Here is a 17,279-nt window from a genome sequence, read left to right as displayed (position 1 = left end):
ACGCCGCCGATTGTTCAGTCAAAGCATGATTACGGCGGCGGAGGGTATACACTTATGGCCTCCCATAGTATGGAATACCATAATCAATCACGTTCTTACTTTTCAGAGAAGATCCTCCCCATGAGCCTCATCCGAAAATCGATTCTTCACATCGAAACCGTTCACGTGGACGGCGCCAAAGACGCCTCCAAGCCACTGAAAATGATCGGCGCCGCCGCCGTCATCAAGAATCCGTGGGCGGGCCGCGGCTATGTCGAGGATCTCTCGCCCGAGATTCGCGAAATCGCACCGCAACTCAGCGCGTACCTCACCAAGCTCATCCTCGACGAAGCCGGTTCCGGCGAGGCCGTCGAAGCCTTCGGCAAGAGCGCGATCGTGGGCGTGGACGGCGAACTGGAACACGCATCCGCGCTGATTCACACGCTGCACTTCGGCAACACCTATCGCAGCGCGGTCGGCGCGAAGTCGTATCTCGCGTTCAACAACACGCGCGGGCCGGCGAATTCACCGCTGCTGATCCCGATGATGGACAAGAACGACGAAGGACGCCGCTCGCACTATCTGACACTCCAGTTCGCCATCCCCGATGCGCCGGCAGCCGACGAACTCGTGATCGCCATTGGCGGCGCGACCGGTGGCCGTCCGCATCACCGCATCGGTGATCGTTATAAAGACCTCGCTGAACTCGGCAATGACGTCAACAATCCTGCAGCTGTCAAGTAAGCGCAGCGCTCACTACCTCGAGCACGGAACCGGCGAGCCGCTGGTTCTGATTCACGGTGTCGGCATGCAGGCGCAGGCGTGGGTTCCGCAAATCGATGAACTCTCGCGCGACTTCCGCGTCATCGCGGTCGATATGCCGGGTCACGGCGCCAGCGACGCGCTCGACGCCTACGCCACGCTGCAAACGTTCGTTCAATGGGCGATCGAATTCGTCGAGGCGCTCGACGCCGGTCCCGTCAATCTGGCCGGGCATTCGATGGGATCGCTGATCGTCGCGGGCGTCGCCGTCACGCGGCCTGATCTGGTGAAGCGCGTCGCCGTGCTGAACGGCGTGTACCGGCGCACAGCCGAGGCCCGGCAGGCCGTGCTCGAACGCGCGGCCGAGCTTCGGTCCGGGACCATCGACGTGGAAACGCCGTTGCGGCGCTGGTTCAACGACGAAGAAGCGCAGCGAATCGCCGCCCGCAAGGTCGAGTCGTGGCTGAAATCGGTCGGGATCGATGGCTACGCCGCGGCTTACACGGCGTTCGCCAACGGCGACGAGACCTATGCCGACGGCTGGCCGACGGTCGCCTGCCCCGCGCTCGTTCTGACCGGCGCGGACGATCCGAACTCGACGCCCGCCATGACCCTGCAGATGGCCGCAGCCGCGCGCAACGGCACAGCCGTGGTGATCGAAGACGAGCGCCATATGGTGAATCTGACCGCGCCGGACAAGGTCAATCGCGCCTTGCGTGCGTGGCTGGATCGCGAACCGCACGAAGAATCGATGCCGTCGGCAGCGTGAGCCTTGCGCCCGGCGACAGTTTCAAACCTACCCGCGAGCTTCGCGACGCTTTCGGGGCCTGGCTGTCCGTCGTCGCGAGCGCACTGCCGCTCGTGACGACGGACACTCGCAGGCTTCACCGCGAATCCGTTCACGTACGCCCGCTTCACTCTTGAAAAAGGTTGCACCATGCGTTTTTCGCTTTTCGTTCACATGGAGCGCGTCTCCGACAAGACCACCCAGAAGCAGCTCTACGACGAGATGGTCGAGCTGTGCCAGATCGCCGATCGTGGCGGCATGCACGCCGTCTGGACCGGCGAGCATCACGGCATGGACTTCACCATCGCGCCGAATCCGTTCCTCAATCTCGTCGATCTCGCCAACAAGACGAAGAACGTGAGGCTCGGCACGGGCACGGTGATCGCACCGTTCTGGCATCCGATCAAGCTCGCGGGCGAAGCGGCCATGACCGACATCATCACGGACGGGCGGCTCGAACTCGGCATCGCGCGCGGCGCGTATTCGTTCGAGTACGAGCGGCTCATGCCGGGCCTCGACGCATGGAACGCGGGTCAGCGCATGCGCGAGCTGATTCCGGCGGTGAAGAAGCTGTGGGAGGGCGACTACGCGCATGAAGGCGAGTACTGGAATTTCCCATCGACGACGTCGTCGCCGCTGCCGTTGCAGCAGCCCCATCCGCCGATCTGGGTCGCCGCGCGCGATCCCAACAGCCACGAATTCGCCGTGTCGAACGGCTGCAACGTGCAGGTCACGCCACTGCATATGGGCGATGAAGAAGTGGAAAAGCTCGTCGGCCACTTCAATGCCGCATGCGAAAAATTCAGCGACGTGCCGCGTCCGCAGATCATGCTGCTCCGGCATACCTACGTCGCGAGCAGCGAAGACGACGCGCAAGTTGCAGCCGACGAAGTCAACGTCTTCTACAACTACTTCGGCGCGTGGTTCAAGAACGAGCGCCCGATCAGCCGCGGCATGATCAAGACGCTCAGCCCGGAAGAGATCGCCGCGCATCCGTTCTATACGCCGGACGCGATGCGCAAGAACAATGTCATCGGCACGCCGGAAGAAGTTATCGCGCGTCTGAAGGCTTATGAAGCGCTCGGCTTCGACGAGTATTCGTTCTGGATCGACACGGGCATGAGCTTCGAGCGCAAGAAGGCGTCGCTCGAACGCATGATCCGCGACGTCATGCCCGCCTTCGCGTGAGGTAACGATTCCATGAATCCCCAATTTCAGCTTTATATCGACGGGCAGTTCGAACCCGGCGCCGCGAGTTTCGGCAGCGTGAACCCGGCGACGGGCGCGGTCTGGGCCGAGATGCCCGAAGCACGCACCGAACAGGTAAACCGCGCCGTCGATGCAGCGAGCCGCGCATTGAGCGATCGCGCATGGGCCGGCCTGAGCGCATCGGCGCGCGGCAAGCTGCTTCACAAGCTCGCCGATCTCGTCGAGAAAGCCGCGCCGCGTCTGGCGGAAATCGAAACGAACGATACCGGCAAGATCATCCGCGAGACGTCGAGCCAGATCGCTTACGTCGCCGACTACTATCGCTATTACGCGGGCATCGCCGACAAGCTCGAAGGCAGTCACATTCCCGTCGACAAGCCGGACATGCAGGTCTGGCTCGAACGCGAGCCAGTGGGCGTGGTCGCGGCAATCGTGCCGTGGAACAGCCAGTTGTTTCTTTCCGCCGTCAAGGTCGGGCCGGCGCTCGCCGCGGGCTGCACGGTGGTGCTGAAGGCATCGGAAGAAGCGCCAGGTCCGCTGCTCGAATTCGCGAAGCTGATCCACGAAGCGGGCTTTCCCGCGGGCGTGGTCAACGTCATCACCGGCTTCGGGCCGGAATGCGGCGCGGTGCTGAGCAGCCATCCGAAGGTATCGAAGGTCGCGTTCACCGGCGGGCCGGAGACGGCGAGGCACATCGTCTCGAACACGTCGAACAATCTCGCGAAGGTGTCGCTCGAACTCGGCGGCAAGTCGCCGTTCATCGTGTTCGCCGATACCGACATTCAAAGCGCGGTGAATGCGCAGGTCGCGGCGATCTTCGCGGCGAGCGGTCAAAGCTGCGTGGCGGGTTCGCGTCTGCTGGTCGAGGAATCCGTGAAGGAGCGCTTCCTCGCGATGCTCGTGGAACGCGTCGAGCGCATTCGCGTGGGTTCGCCGAACGAAGTGGAAACGGAGTTCGGGCCGCTATGCACGGAACGTCAGCGCAAAAATATCGAATCGGTTGTCGATGCCTCGTTGCGTCAGGGCGCGAAAGTACTTACCGGCGGCAAGACGCTGGATCGCGACGGCTTCTATTACGCGCCGACGATTCTCGATTGCAGCGGTCTCGATCGCCCGGACTGCATCACGAAGGAACTGTTCGGCCCGGTGCTTTCCGTCGATACGTTCGTCTCCGAAGAAGAAGCGATCGAGAAGGCGAACAGCACGGTTTATGGCCTTGCCGCCGGCATCTTCACGACGAATCTCACGCGCGCGCATCGTGTGTCGAAGCGCATCAAGTCGGGCATCGTGTGGATCAATACCTATCGCGTGGTGTCGCCGCTCGCGCCGTTCGGTGGCTTCGGCCTGTCGGGACACGGCCGCGAAGGCGGCATGAGCGCCGCGCTGGAGTACACGACGACGCGAACCGTGTGGCTGCGCACGTCGGATGATCCGATCGACGATCCCTTCGTCATGCGCTGAGTCAAACGCGAAACTGCGGCTACGCCCCGGCGTAGCCGCGTCGAAGTTGTGCTTCAACCGAACAGCGCGGCATTCCGGTGATCTTCGAGCTTGAACACCGCGACCAGACTTCTGAGATTCGACGTCTGTTCTTCGAGCGAATGCGCCGCTGCCGCCGCCTGTTCCACGAGCGCCGCGTTCTGTTGCGTGACCTGATCCATCTGCGTAACGGCCAGATTCACCTCCTCGATACCCTGCCCCTGTGACTCGGACGCCGCCGCGATTTCACCGACGATATCCGACACCTGTCTGATCGCCAGCCGCACCTGCGCAATCGTTTCGCCGACTTCCGCCGCCTGCCGTTCGCCGCTCTGAACCGTTTCGACCGATGCGACGATCAGTTCCTTGATCTCCTTCGCCGCCGTTGCCGAACGTTGCGCGAGGCTGCGAACTTCGCTCGCCACCACCGCGAATCCACGGCCCTGATCGCCGGCGCGCGCCGCTTCGACCGCCGCGTTGAGCGCGAGGATGTTCGTCTGGAACGCGATGCCTTCGATCACGCCGGTGATATCGGAAATCTTGCTGGAGCTGTTGCTGATCCGGTGAATGGTTCGAACCATGTTCTGAACCGCTTCGTTGCCGGAATCGGCCAAGTCGGACGCGCCTGTGGCGAGCGTATTCGCGTGGCGCGCGTTCTGGCTGTTCTGTTTGACCGTATCGGTGAGCTGCGTCATGCTGGCCGCTGTTTCCGCGAGCGAGCTTGCCTGCTCTTCGGTGCGCGCGGACAGATCCAGGTTGCCGGCGGCGATTTCGCTCGACGCGGTCGCGATGCCGTCCGCGCCGATCCTCACATGGCCAACGAGTTTGGACAGGCTTTGATTCATCGACTTGAGGCTCGCCATCAGTTGCCCGGTTTCGTCCATCGACGATGCCTCGATGCGCGCCGTCAGATCGCCTTCGGCCACGCGCGTAGCGACGCTCACGGCTTGTTTCAGCGGACGGGAAACGATGCGCGCAAGCCAGGTTCCCGCGAGCACCGCGGCAATCGCGGCGACCATCGATGAAACGAAGATCGTCGTATAGATGCGGGCGCGCAACGCGTCGAGTTCTTGCCGGTTCGCCGAAATCCTGTCTTGCTCGTAGGTCTGAAGCTTGTCGACCGAGACAATCAGCTTTTCCGTGCCGAGGTATGAGCCGAAGCTCTCCGTCATCTGCGAAAGATCGCTCACGCTGGCCGAGAACGCATCGACCTTCTTGCGCATCTCGATCAAAGGATTCACGACCGTGCGAAGCCACGCATCGTATTCGTCGCTCGCCTTGCCGATGAGCTTCGCGTTCTCGCCGGTCGCATCGGCCGCCTGAATGCCGGACAGCCGCGTGTGAAAGTCTTTGGCGTGCCCGTCGATCCACGCCTTGTGGCCCGGCTCGCCGTTCAGGTTGTTCGCGAGAACCGCCCAGACGATGTTCAGATAGTCCGCCGTGCCGTCCTTCAGCAGAAGCAATGTGCTTTCCGATGCGGCAATCTCGTTCTGTTTATGGTCGATTGCCTTGATGCTGAAGATGCATATGAAGGCGCTCACCGCGAAGGTGAAAATGACTGCGGCAAATGCAACGCCTATCTTTACCGCGATCGGCAGATTCTGGATCTTTTTCATGGTCGTCTAAGTCTGGAAGGCGGCTGTCAGACTTGTGCGATGACCCTGGCATGAACGTTTCGTTGATGGACGAGTCATCGCCAGAGATGACAGCCACCGAGCGATTCGGATCGCGTTCGGGCTTAAATCTGCCCGAACGCGCTTCCTGCACGCTTAACGACAAAGATGATGGTATTCCGTATTAGGGTTTACGCATTTTTTTGCGGCGTTTGGAACCCATGCCAGAACCGCAGCGGCGGCTACGCCCGCACCCGCGAAGGCATAGAAATTCCACGACAACGGCGCATTCGCCCGATTTCAAACGGCCATGCACAGGTATTTGATGACGAGATAATCGTCGATCCCGTAGTGCGATCCTTCGCGGCCCAGTCCCGATTGCTTGACGCCGCCGAACGGCGCGACTTCGTTCGAAATGGCGCCGGTGTTGATCCCCACCATGCCGTATTCGAGTTGCTCGGCCACGCGCCAGATGCGCCCGATATCGCGGCTGTAGAAATACGCCGCCAGCCCGAATTCCGTGTCGTTGGCGAGCCGCACGACTTCCTCGTCGCTCGAAAAACGGAAGAGCGGCGAGAGCGGGCCGAAGGTCTCTTCCTTCGCGACGCACATGTCGATGGTCGCGTTCGACAGAACGGTCGGCTCGAAGAATCCGTGTCCCAGCGCGTGACGCTTGCCGCCCGCGATGACATTCGCGCCCTTGCCGACCGCATCGGCGATATGTGCTTCGACCTTCTTCACGGCGGCTTCGTCGATGAGCGGTCCGAGCGTCGCGCCCGCCTCGGTTCCGTGTCCCACCTTCAGCTTGCCGACGGCATTTACGAGCTTCTCCGCGAACGCGTCGTACACGCGCTCGTGCACGTAGAAGCGGTTCGTGCACACGCACGTCTGACCGTTGTTACGATACTTCGATGCGATCGCACCTTCGACCGCGGCGTCGAGATCGGCGTCGTCGAAAACGATGAACGGCGCGTTGCCGCCGAGTTCGAGCGTGACCTTCTTCACCGTCGGCGCGCTTTGCGCCATCAGCAGTCGGCCCACGCCCGTCGAGCCGGTGAACGACAGCTTGCGCACCACCGGGCTGCTCGTGATCGCGCCGCCGATCTCCTTCGGGTCGCCCGTCACGATGTTGAGCACGCCTGCAGGGATTCCTGCGCGCTCGGCGAGCACCGCCATCGCGAGCGCGGAGAACGGCGTCGATTCAGCCGGCTTGACGACGATCGGACAGCCCGCCGCGAGCGCGGGGCCGACTTTGCGCGTAATCATCGCGGCCGGAAAATTCCAAGGCGTGATTGCAGCGCACACGCCGATCGGCTCCTTCACGACGACGAGCCGCTTGTCGGCCGCGGGTGTGGCGAGCGTATCGCCGGCGACGCGCTTGCCTTCTTCCGCGAACCATTCGATGAACGATGCCGCGTAGGCGATCTCGCCCTTCGCTTCCGCGAGCGGCTTGCCTTGCTCGGCAGTCAGGATCAGCGCGAGATCGTCCGTGTTTTCCAGCATCAGCTCGAACCAGCGGCGCATCAGCAGCGCGCGCTCTTTCGCCGTCTTTGCGCGCCAGGCGGGCCACGCTGCATTGGCGGCGTCGATGGCGCGCAGCGTTTCCTGTGCGCCCATCTTCGGCACGCTGCCGAGCGAGCGGCCCGTCGCCGGATCGAACACGTCGAAGGTCGCGTCCGAATCCGCCGTGCACCACTGACCGTCGATAAAAGCCTGGTGACGGAGAAGCGATGCGTCCTTCAGCATGGATTTCAATTGCACAACGATACCTCTACTAAAAGTGCGTCGCGGGCTTGCCGCCCGCGCGAGCCGCGACGCGTTTGACAAAGCGAATCAGAACAGGTGATAGATTGCTTATGGCTTGATGAACCGTGGTTGTTGCTTCTCGTAGGGCACTGCTTTTTGCAGCACGATCGCGCTGCCGCGAACGTTCCTATCGGCGCGCTTCCAGGACGCATTGATCTGCCCTTCGCTCAGCAAATCCCGAGCGATTCCAGACACGCGCTCGACATGCGCCCGCGCGGCATCGCGTGCGTCAAGAGCGTTCCGCGAGCGAATCGCGGCGAGGATCTGGCGCATTTCCTGAACCGCCTGCTGACCTCTGTCGTCGGAGGCGATCGTCATTGCTCTCAGTCGATTGATCCGGGCGGTCAGCGACTGCACGATCTCCCACGCGACGTTCTTTTGTCCGCCGGTGAACATGCGCTCGTAGAACGCGGTCGTGTGATCGCGCACCGCATGATGGTCGTGCGTATCGAACGCGTGCTGGATCGCATCGATGCACTTCGCAAGTTCCGCGACGTCATCGTCGTCCGCATGCTGCGCGCAAGCCATCGCGGCTTCGCCTTCCAGCAACGCGCGAATTTCGTAGATTTCCGCGGCGGTATCCGGATCCAGAATCGCGACGATCTGCCCTTGATTCGGCAGCGACGCGATCAGCCCCTCTGTTTCCAGATGCCGTAAGACTTCGCGCACCACCGTGCGGCTCACGCCGAGTTCTTCGCACAACGGGCGTTCCACCAGCCGATCGCCGGGAAGAAAGCGTGCGTCGAGAATGGCCGAACGCATCTTCTCCAGGGCCAGCTCGCGCAGCGTGATGTTGGGTCGCTCGACCTTCAGCGAAGGCACTCTGTCGCCCATATCAGGCCTGTGTGAAGAGCCGGACATCGCGAACATCCCAATCGACGAGCGCCTGCGTGCCGATCACGAGACCGCTATCGCGATGGTCGCCCGCCGGCATGCGGATGGAGATTTCCTGCTCCCAGGGCGTCGCCACTGCGTAGTGCATGGCGTCGCCCAGATAGGTGATGTCGCGCACGGTGACGGGCAAGCCCGCTGATGCGTTCGACGCGCCCAGCGCGCGAATGCGGATCTGTTCCGGGCGAACCATCAGCGTGCCTTCATCGCCCGCGGTGAGCGATGCATTGCCGGCAGCGGTCACGGCATGACCGTTGGGAAACACACCGCTCGATTGCTCCGTGCTGCTCGACGTCACGCGAACGGGCAGGAAGTTCGAGTTGCCGATGAAGTTCGCGACGAACTTCGAAGCGGGATTGGCATAGAGTTCCTCGCCCGTTCCGCATTGCTCGATGCGCCCCTTGTTGAACACCGCGATGCGATCCGACAGCCGCAACGCTTCTTCCTGATCGTGCGTCACATACAGAATCGTGACGCCCGTCTCCTGATGAATGCGGCGCAGTTCGAGCTGAATCTCCTCGCGCAGCTTCTTGTCGAGCGCGGAAAGCGGCTCGTCCATGAGAAGCACGGGCGGGTCGTAAGCGAGCGCACGCGCGATCGCCACGCGTTGCTGCTGGCCGCCGGACATCTGCGCGGGCATGCGGTCGCGGAAGTCCGAGAGATGCACGAGCGCGAGCATCTCGTCGACTTTCTTCCTGACCTCGGCATCGGGACGGCGGCGCACGCGCAGCGGAAACGCGACGTTCTCGCCCACCGTCAAATGTGGAAACAGCGTATAGCGCTGAAACACCATGCCGATGTTGCGCTTGTTCGGCGCCACCGAAAGCAGCGGCTTGCCATCGAGCAGGACGCGCCCTTCCGTCGGTTCCTGAAAGCCCGCGACGATATAAAGCGTGGTGCTCTTTCCCGAGCCGGACGGCCCGAGGAAGGTCATGAATTCGCCGCGTTCGATGTCGAGCGAAACATTGTCGATGGCGACGACTTCATCGTAGGTCTTGCGCAAACGCTGGATCTGAAGGAATGTCATGGCGCGTTACCTCACTTCACGGAACGGGGACGGCGCAACACCGCGGCCGCCAGCATCAAAAAGGTCGTCAGCGCGACGAGCAGCGACGAAGCCGCGGCGACGACGGGCGTCAAATCCTGGCGCAAGGTCGACCAGATGCGCACCGGCAAGGTCTGCAGCGTCGGGCTCGACATGAAGATGGACACCACGACTTCATCCCACGACGCAAGAAACGAAAAGATGGCGGCCGCGAAGATGCCCAGATGAATCGCGGGCAAGGTCACGCGCAGCTTCACTTCGAGCGGCGACGCGCCGCACACGAGCGCCGCATCTTCGAGCGACGTATCGAAGCTCGCGAGCGAGTTGCTGATCGAGATGATGGAGAACGGCAGCGCAATGATCAGATGGCCGATGACGAAGCCCGTCGTCGTGCCGTTGAGTCCGACGCGCAGGCTGAACGCGTAAAGCGCGACCGCGAGCACGACCACGGGCAGCACCATCGGCGTGAGGAAGAACGCCTGCACCGCGCCGCGTCCGCGAAACTTGCCGCGCACCAGCGCAAGCGATGCAAGCAGGCCGAGCACCACCGACAGCACCGTGACGATCACCGCGAGCTTGGCGCTGGTGAGCAGCGAATCCACCCAGCCGGAGTCGGTGAACAACTGGCGATACCACTCCAGCGTCCAGCCCGGCGCGGGGAAGATCAGCCACTGCGAATCGCCGAAAGACAGCGCGACGATAAAAAGAATCGGCAGGAGCAGAAAGAGTCCGACGGCGCTGCCAATCGCGATCAACACCCACTTCATCGAACCGAGACGATCGAAATCGAGCAACATGTCAGCGACCTCCCATGCTTGCGCGCGCACCGCCGGTGAAGCGCAGCTGCAACGCGAAAAGAGCAAGCGTGACCGCGAGCAGCACGAATGCAGCGGCGCCGGCCAGGCCCCAGTTCAACAACCCTTGCACGAGCTGCGCGATGAGTTCGGCCAGCATCATGTACGAGGGTCCGCCGAGCAGAGCGGGCGTCACGAAGTAGCCGAGCGCCATCACGAAGACCATCAGCGCGCCCGACGCGATGCCCGGCGCCGCGAGCGGCACGAGCACGCGCCAGAACGCCTGCCAGCGATTCGCGCCGCATACGGCGGCTGCGCGCAACGTGGAGGCATCGATGCTGCGCAGCGTCGCGTGCAGCGGCATCACGAGGAACGGCAGCATGATGTAGGTCATGCCGACCGTGACGCCCACGAGGTTGTTCACCAGCGCGAGCGGCTCGTTGATGATGTGCAGCGCCATCAACAAACGGTTGATCGGCCCGGTCGACTGCAAGAGCACCATCCATGCGAACGTGCGCGCGAGGAGGTTGGTCCACATCGACAACAGCAGGATCGAGAACAGCAACGAGCTGATCTTGCGCGGTGCGATGGCGAGCAGCCACGCGGTCGGAAAACCAATGACCAGCGTGGCGATGGTCACCACGGTCGCGACGAGAAACGTGTTGCCGAAGACCTTCAGATAGGTTGTCGAGCCGAGCAGCTCCGCATAGTTTTGCAGGCCCGGCGTCGGATCGAGAATGCTGCGAAGCAGTAGCGACAACACCGGCAGGACGAAGAAGATCGCGAGCAACAGCAGCGCGGGCGCGAGAAGGCGCATGCTGCGCCAGTCCGGTTTGCGCCGCGCTTTCGCGGCGGGAGGTGCAACGGTACTGAGGACGTTCGGCATGGTGACTCCCAATCCAGGCTGTGTTGCCCGCGATCTCCGCGAATGAGCGACGACTTACTTCGACTGCCACGCGTACCAGCGCTTCGCGATTGCGTCGCGGTTCTGCGCCCAGTACTTCATGTCGAGATCGATCTGCGAAGTCTTGTATTGATCCGGCAACTGCTTCGCAACATCCGCGGCCATCATCGCCGGCGACTTGACGTTGATCGGCGCGTAGTTCGTATCGGTCGCGAACTTGGCTTGAGCCTGAGCGCTGGTCGCGTAGGCGAGGAACTTCATCGCTTCGGCTTTATGCTTCGAGCCTTTGGGAACCACGAGCATGTCGGCCGCGGTCAGATTCTGATTCCATGAGATGCCCACGGGAACGCCCGTCTGAGCGAGAGCATGGAGCCGTCCGTTCCAGAACACGCCCATCGGCGCTTCGCCGGAGGCCAGCAATTGCTGGGACTGCGCGCCGCCGCTCCACCAGACGATGTCGCCCTTGATGGTGTCGAGCTTCTTGAACGCGCGATCGAGATCGAGCGGATAGAGCTTGTTCGCGGGCACGCCGTCCGCGAGCAATGCGATTTCGAGCACGCCCGGCGCGGACCACTTGTAGAGCGTGCGCTTGCCCGGAAACTTCTTCGTGTCGAAGAGATCGGTCCAGTTGGCCGGTTGCGCGCTTGCGAATTTGGCCTTGTTATAGCCGAGCACGAACGAGTAATAGAAGCTGCCGACCGCGGACGGCGTCGCGAAACGCGGGTCCAGCTCGTCCTTCTTCACGACGTTGTAGTCGATCGGCTCCACGAGCCCCGCCTGCTGCGCCGCATAAGCGAAGTCGCCTTCGACATCGACCACGTCCCACGTCACGTTGCCGCTTTCGACCATTGCCTTGAGCTTGCCGTAGTCGGTCGGTCCGTCCATCAGCACGTTGATGCCGTTCGCCTGTGCAAACGGCTGAGCCCAGTCCTTCTGCTGCGACGATTGCGTCGTGCCGCCCCAGCTCGTGAAGACAATCGGTTCAGCCGCTTGCGCGAGCGTGCCGAATACGCATGCCGCGCTGGCGGCGATCAAGCTCGCTGCAAAAAGACTCTTTCTCGCGTTCATTGCTGTCTCCTGCCTGATGTGTGAGTGAAGCCGCGTTGTCAGCGGTCTGTTTGTCGTTTATTTGAGCGGCGAGAAATTCGTCGGCCGCATGATCTTGTTTTCCATCTCTTCCATGAGCGCCTGAATCTTCGGCGCGAAGGCCTGCCACGCCGGATCGTTTGCGAGCGCGGCGCGCCGGCGATCGCGTTCATCGAGCGACGGATAAGCCCAGATATGAACGATCTGGTTAAGCGGTCCGATCTCCGAGAAGAAATAGCCGACGAGGTCCTGCAGATACTTCTTCTGCAACTCGATGCCCTCTTCCTCGACGAGTTTCAGATAAGCCGGAACCGCGCCGGTTTTGATTCGATAAGTCCGGATTTCGTAGAACATGGGTTCTCCGTTCAGCGCATGACGAAGGGATAAAAAATCGGTATCGTCTGCGCGAATTTTTGCTCAGGCGTTCAGTGCGATGTCGCCAGCGATTGAACCTTGCCCGTCGCGGTGTCGCCGACATAGATGCCGAACGCGTCTTCGCTGCGTTCGCGCACGTAGCGTTGCAGCATCGAACGAACGGCGTCGTCGCGAATGCGGTCCCACGGAATCTCGCCGAGCGGGACCACGCGCACACGCGCCGACGGCACGGCGAGGCCATCGCTGGACACGCGTCCGCGGTAATACACGTGCACGCCCGGCGCATGGCCGCTGCTCTCCTCGAACACGGCGAACAGAAAGTCCAGATGCGCGTCGAGGCCGAGCTTGGCGAGCACGCCGCGCAAGCTGGTTGCATCGCTCGATGGCTCGAGCTTGACTCCGCACGGCAACTCCAGCCCTTGCGGCGTGTCCAGCAGAACGACGCCGCCATCGAGTTCCAGAATCGCGCCGACTTTGGCGCGCGAGCCGGCGGCGGCCAGCGCTTCCTGCGACAGGCTGAAGTTCACATAAGCGCCGCGGCAATAGCCGAGCGGCGACGAGGTCGTGTGCGTGAAGTCCACGACGCGGCCGATCAGGATGATGTGATCGCCCGCATCGATGACATCGTGCGTCCTGCAATCGAAGCTCGCGGCGGCGCCGTTCATCAGCGGTGCGCCGGTCGCGCGCGTGTGCCAGTCGACCTGCGTGAACTTGTCGGCGGACTTCGACGCGAACACGCCCGACACCGCCTTCTGGCCTTCCGCCAACACGCTCACCGCGAAGTGATCCGTGGCCGAGAAAACGGCGTGACTCGACGCCGTCTTGGCGATGCACACGAGAACCAGCGGCGGATCGAGCGACACCGACGTGAACGAATTCGCCGTGAAGCCGCGCGGCGAGCCATCGGGTTGAATGGTCGTGACGACCGTCACGCCGGTCACGAACGCGCCGAGCGCGCGGCGAAACTCAGCGAGATCGAGCGCCTGGCTTTGAATCGTGTCAGTCATGACGTGCTCCTGTTTGTGTTGCGTGGATTGGTTGCGCGGTCGCGGCTTGCGTCAGAAAGGCGACGAGCCGCTCGTTGACGCGCTCTGGGTCGGTGACGTTCATCATGTGGCGCGCGCCGTCGATGACTTCGGCACGGCCGTTGCGAGCCGCCGACGCCATCGCTTGCGACATCGACGGGCTGGAGTTCGGATCGAATTCGCCGGTCAGGAAAAGCGCGGGAATGTTCAGGCTGTCGAGACGGCCGACATGCGCGCCGTCCGAACTTGCGAACAGCCGATACGTGCGCGCGTATCCGACCGGGTCCACGTTCAGCAACAAGGCGCGCAGGTCTTGCGCGGACTGCGCCAAATGCGCGGGCACCGGCTCGCCGAACCAGCGCGCAATGGTTGCATCGACGCCGGCGCCGGTTTCGGTCGCATCGAGCGTCGAGGCGCGGTTCATCACGGCGGCGCTTTGTTCCGGCGTGCGATCGTAGACGGCGTTCAGGGCCGCAACGCTCTGCGTGCGAGCCGGAAACGTGAGCGCGAACTCGAGCGCGACGAGCGCGCCCATCGAATGTCCGACGACGTGCACGCGTTCGATCTTCAGCGCGTCGAGCAGCGCGAAGAGCTGCATCGCGTATTCGGCGAGCGTCGGTTCCGCGCTCGGCAATGCGCTTTCGCCGTGGCCGGGCATGTCGTAGGCGAGCACATCGAAGTACGCGCTGAGTGCGTCGATCTGCGGCGCCCAGACGCTGTGATTCATGCCCACGCCGTGGATAAGCGCGACGGTCCCGGCGCTCTTGCCCGTGCGCGACGCGTACAGGCTGTAGCGCGTGCCGCCCACCATAGCGCCCGCGACGAGGCGGCTTGCTTCCGGCTTCATGCGCCCAGCTCCTTCGTGTCCTGATACTTCATTGCCTGTCTCCCACGCCGTATTTGAATCGGCAGATGATGGTATGCCATATTATGTACACGAGCCTCGATAGAGTATTATGGAATACCATGAGACGGTGTTTTGGCGGGCGGCAGGCAACAAAAAACCGCCACTCGGGCGGTTTTTTGTCAGACAGATGGTTCTTCAGTCGCGCGGTTATTCTGGCTCGCTCGACTGGCTGAGCGCCTGTTGCGCCAGACCCGCAACCCGCCGGATGTGCGCGGCGGACGCTTCGAACGCGGCATCGCCGTCACCTCGCTCTATGGCTTCGAGCAGCGCGTTCATTTCCCGATTCGATTCCTCGCCACGCCCCGTCGACGAAATCGTCAGCGCGCGCAGCCGGTTGATCCGCGTGTTCAGCGAACGCACGACAGACAGCGAAACCGACTTCTGCGCGCCTTCGAAAAGTACGTCATAGAAGGATTCTGTTTGCGTGAGGACTTCCGCGAAGGCGTCGCGAGCGAAGGCGTCCTCGATCTTGCGCCGGATGCCGCGCAATTTTTCGATGATCTCGGGCGTCGCATTCCTGGCGCAGGCGCGAGCTGCATTGGCTTCGAGCAGACCGCGCAGCTCGTAGATTTCGGAGACCTGTGTCGGATCGAGCCGTGCCACGACCGGCCCCTGACGCGAGACGATATCGACCAGACCTTCGGTTTCGAGGTGGCGCAGCACTTCGCGCACGACGGTGCGGCTCACCCCCAATTCGTCGCACAGCGTGCGCTCGACGAGTCGCGCGCCCGGGCGGAAATAACCCTGCACGATTGCTTCACGCAGCTTTTCGAGCGTCAGTTCGCGTAGTGTCTTCGCGTTTCGGTCAACTTTGAGATCCGACATTTCAGCCTTTTAACGAATCAAAACTGGTATCCCATATTATCGCCCATAAACGCTCGACAGTCTCTTCAAATCGCTCATGTCGTCTCCGCTCGTGATGCGGTGCGGCGTCAGGCGCGCTGCGATTGGACGTAAGCCTGGGCGCTTCGGATGGCTCATCGCGTGCCGGTGCAACGAAGGCAACGCTCGACAGGCGACCGGTCAAGGCAGCCGCGACGCGGTAAGACCGCCCAATGACTGACTGGCGTCCATCAGAGCTTCTTAGGGTTCGCAGTTCCCGGCCCCGTTATGCGGTCCGCTTCCTGCCTGCGACTTCCTAGTCGTCAGGCATGCGTCCAATGCGTTCGCGACGCATCGGGATACGAAGCAGCACGGGAGCGACGGTAGATCATGTACGCACGCACGGAAATGCGACTATTTAGATAACTATCATTATCTTAATAGCCTTATTTCTGCGCTAAACTCGCGGGCATGAAAACGCGTCTGTCATCGACCGCCTCCGCCCCCGCCGCCCCCGCCGCCACCGGCCTGCCCGGCCTGCCCGATCTGCCCGATCTGCCCGATCTGCCCGATCTGCCCGATTGGCCAACCGCCGACGAACTGGCGGCGCTGCGCGCGTGGACCGCCGGCCTGTCCTCGCGTGAAGCGGTCAGACGCTTCTTGCCACATGAGCCGACGACGTCGGCCCGCGGCGCGATCGGGCGCATTCGCCGCCAACTCGTCAACCGGGCTGAGCGGCTCAAGCGTGCCGACCTCGCGGACGTACTCCGTCACCCGGTCGCAACGCGCGAGCAGCACGCCAAAGCCGCGGCGCACGCGATCGAAGGGCTTCGCCACGCGCGCCCTCCCGTGCCTGACATCGTCGACCCCGTCGAGCAGTGGTTCTCGCCTCGCGCGGTGCGCGCGCTGCACGCCTACGGCATCGTCACGCTCGCCGACTTGACCGTCCGTATTCCGCGTCGGCGTCAATGGTGGACCGTCATTCCCGACCTGGGGGCCTCAAGCGCGAAAGCGATCGAAGCATTCTTTGCGTCCCACCCCGCCCTCACCGAGCGGGCGCGCGCGTTGATCCGGTCTGAACCGCGTGGCATCGTCGTGCCGTGGGAGTCACTGAGCCTGCCCCATGAGGTCGATGGGTCGGCGGGCACCTTCAGGGCACCGTCGGCCACCTGTACGCTCGACGCCAGCAACGACTACGACGCGGTTCATGCATGGCTCTCGCTGCACGAGTCGCCGGCGACCCAGCGCACGTACCGGAAAGAAGCCGAGCGTCTGATCCTGTGGGCGATCGTTGAACGCAGCCGCGCGCTGTCCTCGCTGACGACCGAAGATGCGGTGGCGTACCGCGCGTTCTTGCGCCGACCGACCCCGCACGCGCGGTGGGTGGGCCCGTTGCGCCCGCGGAGTTCGCCCGATTGGCGCCCTTTCGCCGGCGCGTTGTCGGCGCGCTCCACGGCGCACGCCCTCGCCATTCTGAATGCGCTGTTTCGTTGGTTGATCGAGCAACGCTACGTCTTGGCCAATCCGTTCTCGGGCGTCAAGGTTCGCGGTGCGACGCGCGCGGCTTCGCTCGATGCGTCGCGCGCTTTTACTGAAGGCGAGTGGCAGCTGGTTCGGGCGATCGCCGACGGCCTGGAATATTCGTACGGGTGGTCCGCGTCAGCGGCGCAACGGCTGCGGTTTCTGTTGGACTTCGGCGTGGCGACGGGCCTACGGGCCGGCGAGCTCGTGGGGACGACGCTGCGGCAGATTGAGACCGATCCCAGCGGACTCCACTGGCTTCGAGTCACCGGCA

At 62.9% G+C, this 17,279-nt stretch carries 16 protein-coding genes; 5 read left to right on the top strand and 11 right to left on the bottom strand.

Going from position 1 to position 17,279, the window contains the following annotated elements; all coding sequences use genetic code 11:
• The first annotated feature begins 120 nt into the window (after nucleotides 1–120).
• The 4 genes from AWB78_RS24390 to AWB78_RS24375 all read left to right on the top strand — a co-directional run bounded on the left by AWB78_RS24390 (nucleotide 121) and on the right by AWB78_RS24375 (nucleotide 4,198).
• Nucleotides 121–723 (top strand): amino acid synthesis family protein, encoded by a 603-nt coding sequence (locus tag AWB78_RS24390; RefSeq protein WP_062608560.1) that lies wholly within the window; start codon nucleotides 121–123, stop codon nucleotides 721–723.
• Entirely contained in the window at nucleotides 692–1,510 is an 819-nt protein-coding gene (locus AWB78_RS24385; RefSeq protein WP_062608559.1) for an alpha/beta fold hydrolase, read from the top strand. The genes AWB78_RS24390 and AWB78_RS24385 overlap by 32 nt, the downstream gene beginning before the upstream one ends.
• A 168-nt stretch (nucleotides 1,511–1,678) precedes the next feature.
• A complete protein-coding gene (locus AWB78_RS24380; protein WP_062608558.1) occupies nucleotides 1,679–2,716 on the top strand; it encodes an LLM class flavin-dependent oxidoreductase in 1,038 nt (345 codons plus the stop codon).
• A 12-nt stretch (nucleotides 2,717–2,728) separates the two neighbouring features.
• Nucleotides 2,729–4,198, top strand: coding sequence for an aldehyde dehydrogenase (locus tag AWB78_RS24375; RefSeq protein WP_062608557.1), 1,470 nt, complete (start codon nucleotides 2,729–2,731; stop codon nucleotides 4,196–4,198).
• Nucleotides 4,199–4,251: 53 nt separating this feature from the next.
• Here AWB78_RS24375 and AWB78_RS49370 read toward each other — a convergent pair whose 3' ends face one another.
• The 11 genes from AWB78_RS49370 to AWB78_RS24320 form a co-directional block, all read right to left on the bottom strand.
• Entirely contained in the window at nucleotides 4,252–5,832 is a 1,581-nt protein-coding gene (locus AWB78_RS49370; RefSeq protein WP_062608556.1) for a methyl-accepting chemotaxis protein, read from the bottom strand.
• A 297-nt stretch (nucleotides 5,833–6,129) separates the two neighbouring features.
• Nucleotides 6,130–7,575, bottom strand: coding sequence for an NAD-dependent succinate-semialdehyde dehydrogenase (locus AWB78_RS24365; protein WP_198399345.1), 1,446 nt, complete (start codon nucleotides 7,573–7,575; stop codon nucleotides 6,130–6,132).
• 108 nt (nucleotides 7,576–7,683) lie between these two features.
• A complete protein-coding gene (locus AWB78_RS24360; RefSeq protein ID WP_082883417.1) occupies nucleotides 7,684–8,469 on the bottom strand; it encodes a GntR family transcriptional regulator in 786 nt (261 codons plus the stop codon).
• 1 nt (nucleotide 8,470) lies between these two features.
• Nucleotides 8,471–9,553 (bottom strand): ABC transporter ATP-binding protein, encoded by a 1,083-nt coding sequence (locus AWB78_RS24355; protein ID WP_062608554.1) that lies wholly within the window; start codon nucleotides 9,551–9,553, stop codon nucleotides 8,471–8,473.
• Between the two features lie 11 nt (nucleotides 9,554–9,564).
• On the bottom strand, nucleotides 9,565–10,368 hold the full coding sequence (locus tag AWB78_RS24350; RefSeq protein ID WP_062608635.1) for an ABC transporter permease: 804 nt from the start codon (nucleotides 10,366–10,368) through the stop codon (nucleotides 9,565–9,567).
• Nucleotide 10,369: 1 nt separating this feature from the next.
• Complete coding sequence (locus tag AWB78_RS24345; protein WP_062608553.1) at nucleotides 10,370–11,251, bottom strand: ABC transporter permease; 882 nt, start codon at nucleotides 11,249–11,251, stop codon at nucleotides 10,370–10,372.
• A 54-nt stretch (nucleotides 11,252–11,305) separates the two neighbouring features.
• Entirely contained in the window at nucleotides 11,306–12,337 is a 1,032-nt protein-coding gene (locus tag AWB78_RS24340; RefSeq protein WP_062608552.1) for an ABC transporter substrate-binding protein, read from the bottom strand.
• A gap of 57 nt (nucleotides 12,338–12,394) precedes the next feature.
• Complete coding sequence (locus AWB78_RS24335) at nucleotides 12,395–12,709, bottom strand: NIPSNAP family protein (protein WP_061152442.1); 315 nt, start codon at nucleotides 12,707–12,709, stop codon at nucleotides 12,395–12,397.
• Between the two features lie 71 nt (nucleotides 12,710–12,780).
• Nucleotides 12,781–13,737, bottom strand: coding sequence for a flavin reductase (locus AWB78_RS24330; RefSeq protein WP_062608551.1), 957 nt, complete (start codon nucleotides 13,735–13,737; stop codon nucleotides 12,781–12,783).
• On the bottom strand, nucleotides 13,730–14,602 hold the full coding sequence (locus AWB78_RS24325) for an alpha/beta fold hydrolase (protein WP_062608550.1): 873 nt from the start codon (nucleotides 14,600–14,602) through the stop codon (nucleotides 13,730–13,732). The genes AWB78_RS24330 and AWB78_RS24325 overlap by 8 nt, the downstream gene beginning before the upstream one ends.
• 207 nt (nucleotides 14,603–14,809) lie before the next feature.
• Nucleotides 14,810–15,487: a GntR family transcriptional regulator gene (locus AWB78_RS24320; protein WP_062608549.1), complete on the bottom strand. Its 678-nt coding sequence runs from the start codon at nucleotides 15,485–15,487 to the stop codon at nucleotides 14,810–14,812.
• Nucleotides 15,488–15,955: 468 nt separating this feature from the next.
• On the opposite strand from AWB78_RS24320, the gene AWB78_RS24315 reads away from it, so the two are divergent.
• The coding region (locus AWB78_RS24315; protein ID WP_082883416.1) for a site-specific integrase at nucleotides 15,956–17,279 on the top strand (1,324 nt) is incomplete at its 3' end.

The organism is Caballeronia calidae (assembly GCF_900044055.2).
Classification (GTDB): Bacteria; Pseudomonadota; Gammaproteobacteria; order Burkholderiales; family Burkholderiaceae; genus Caballeronia; species Caballeronia calidae.
The sequence above is the reverse complement of the archived record's forward strand: the minus strand, read 5'-3'. Positions and strand labels throughout refer to the sequence as shown.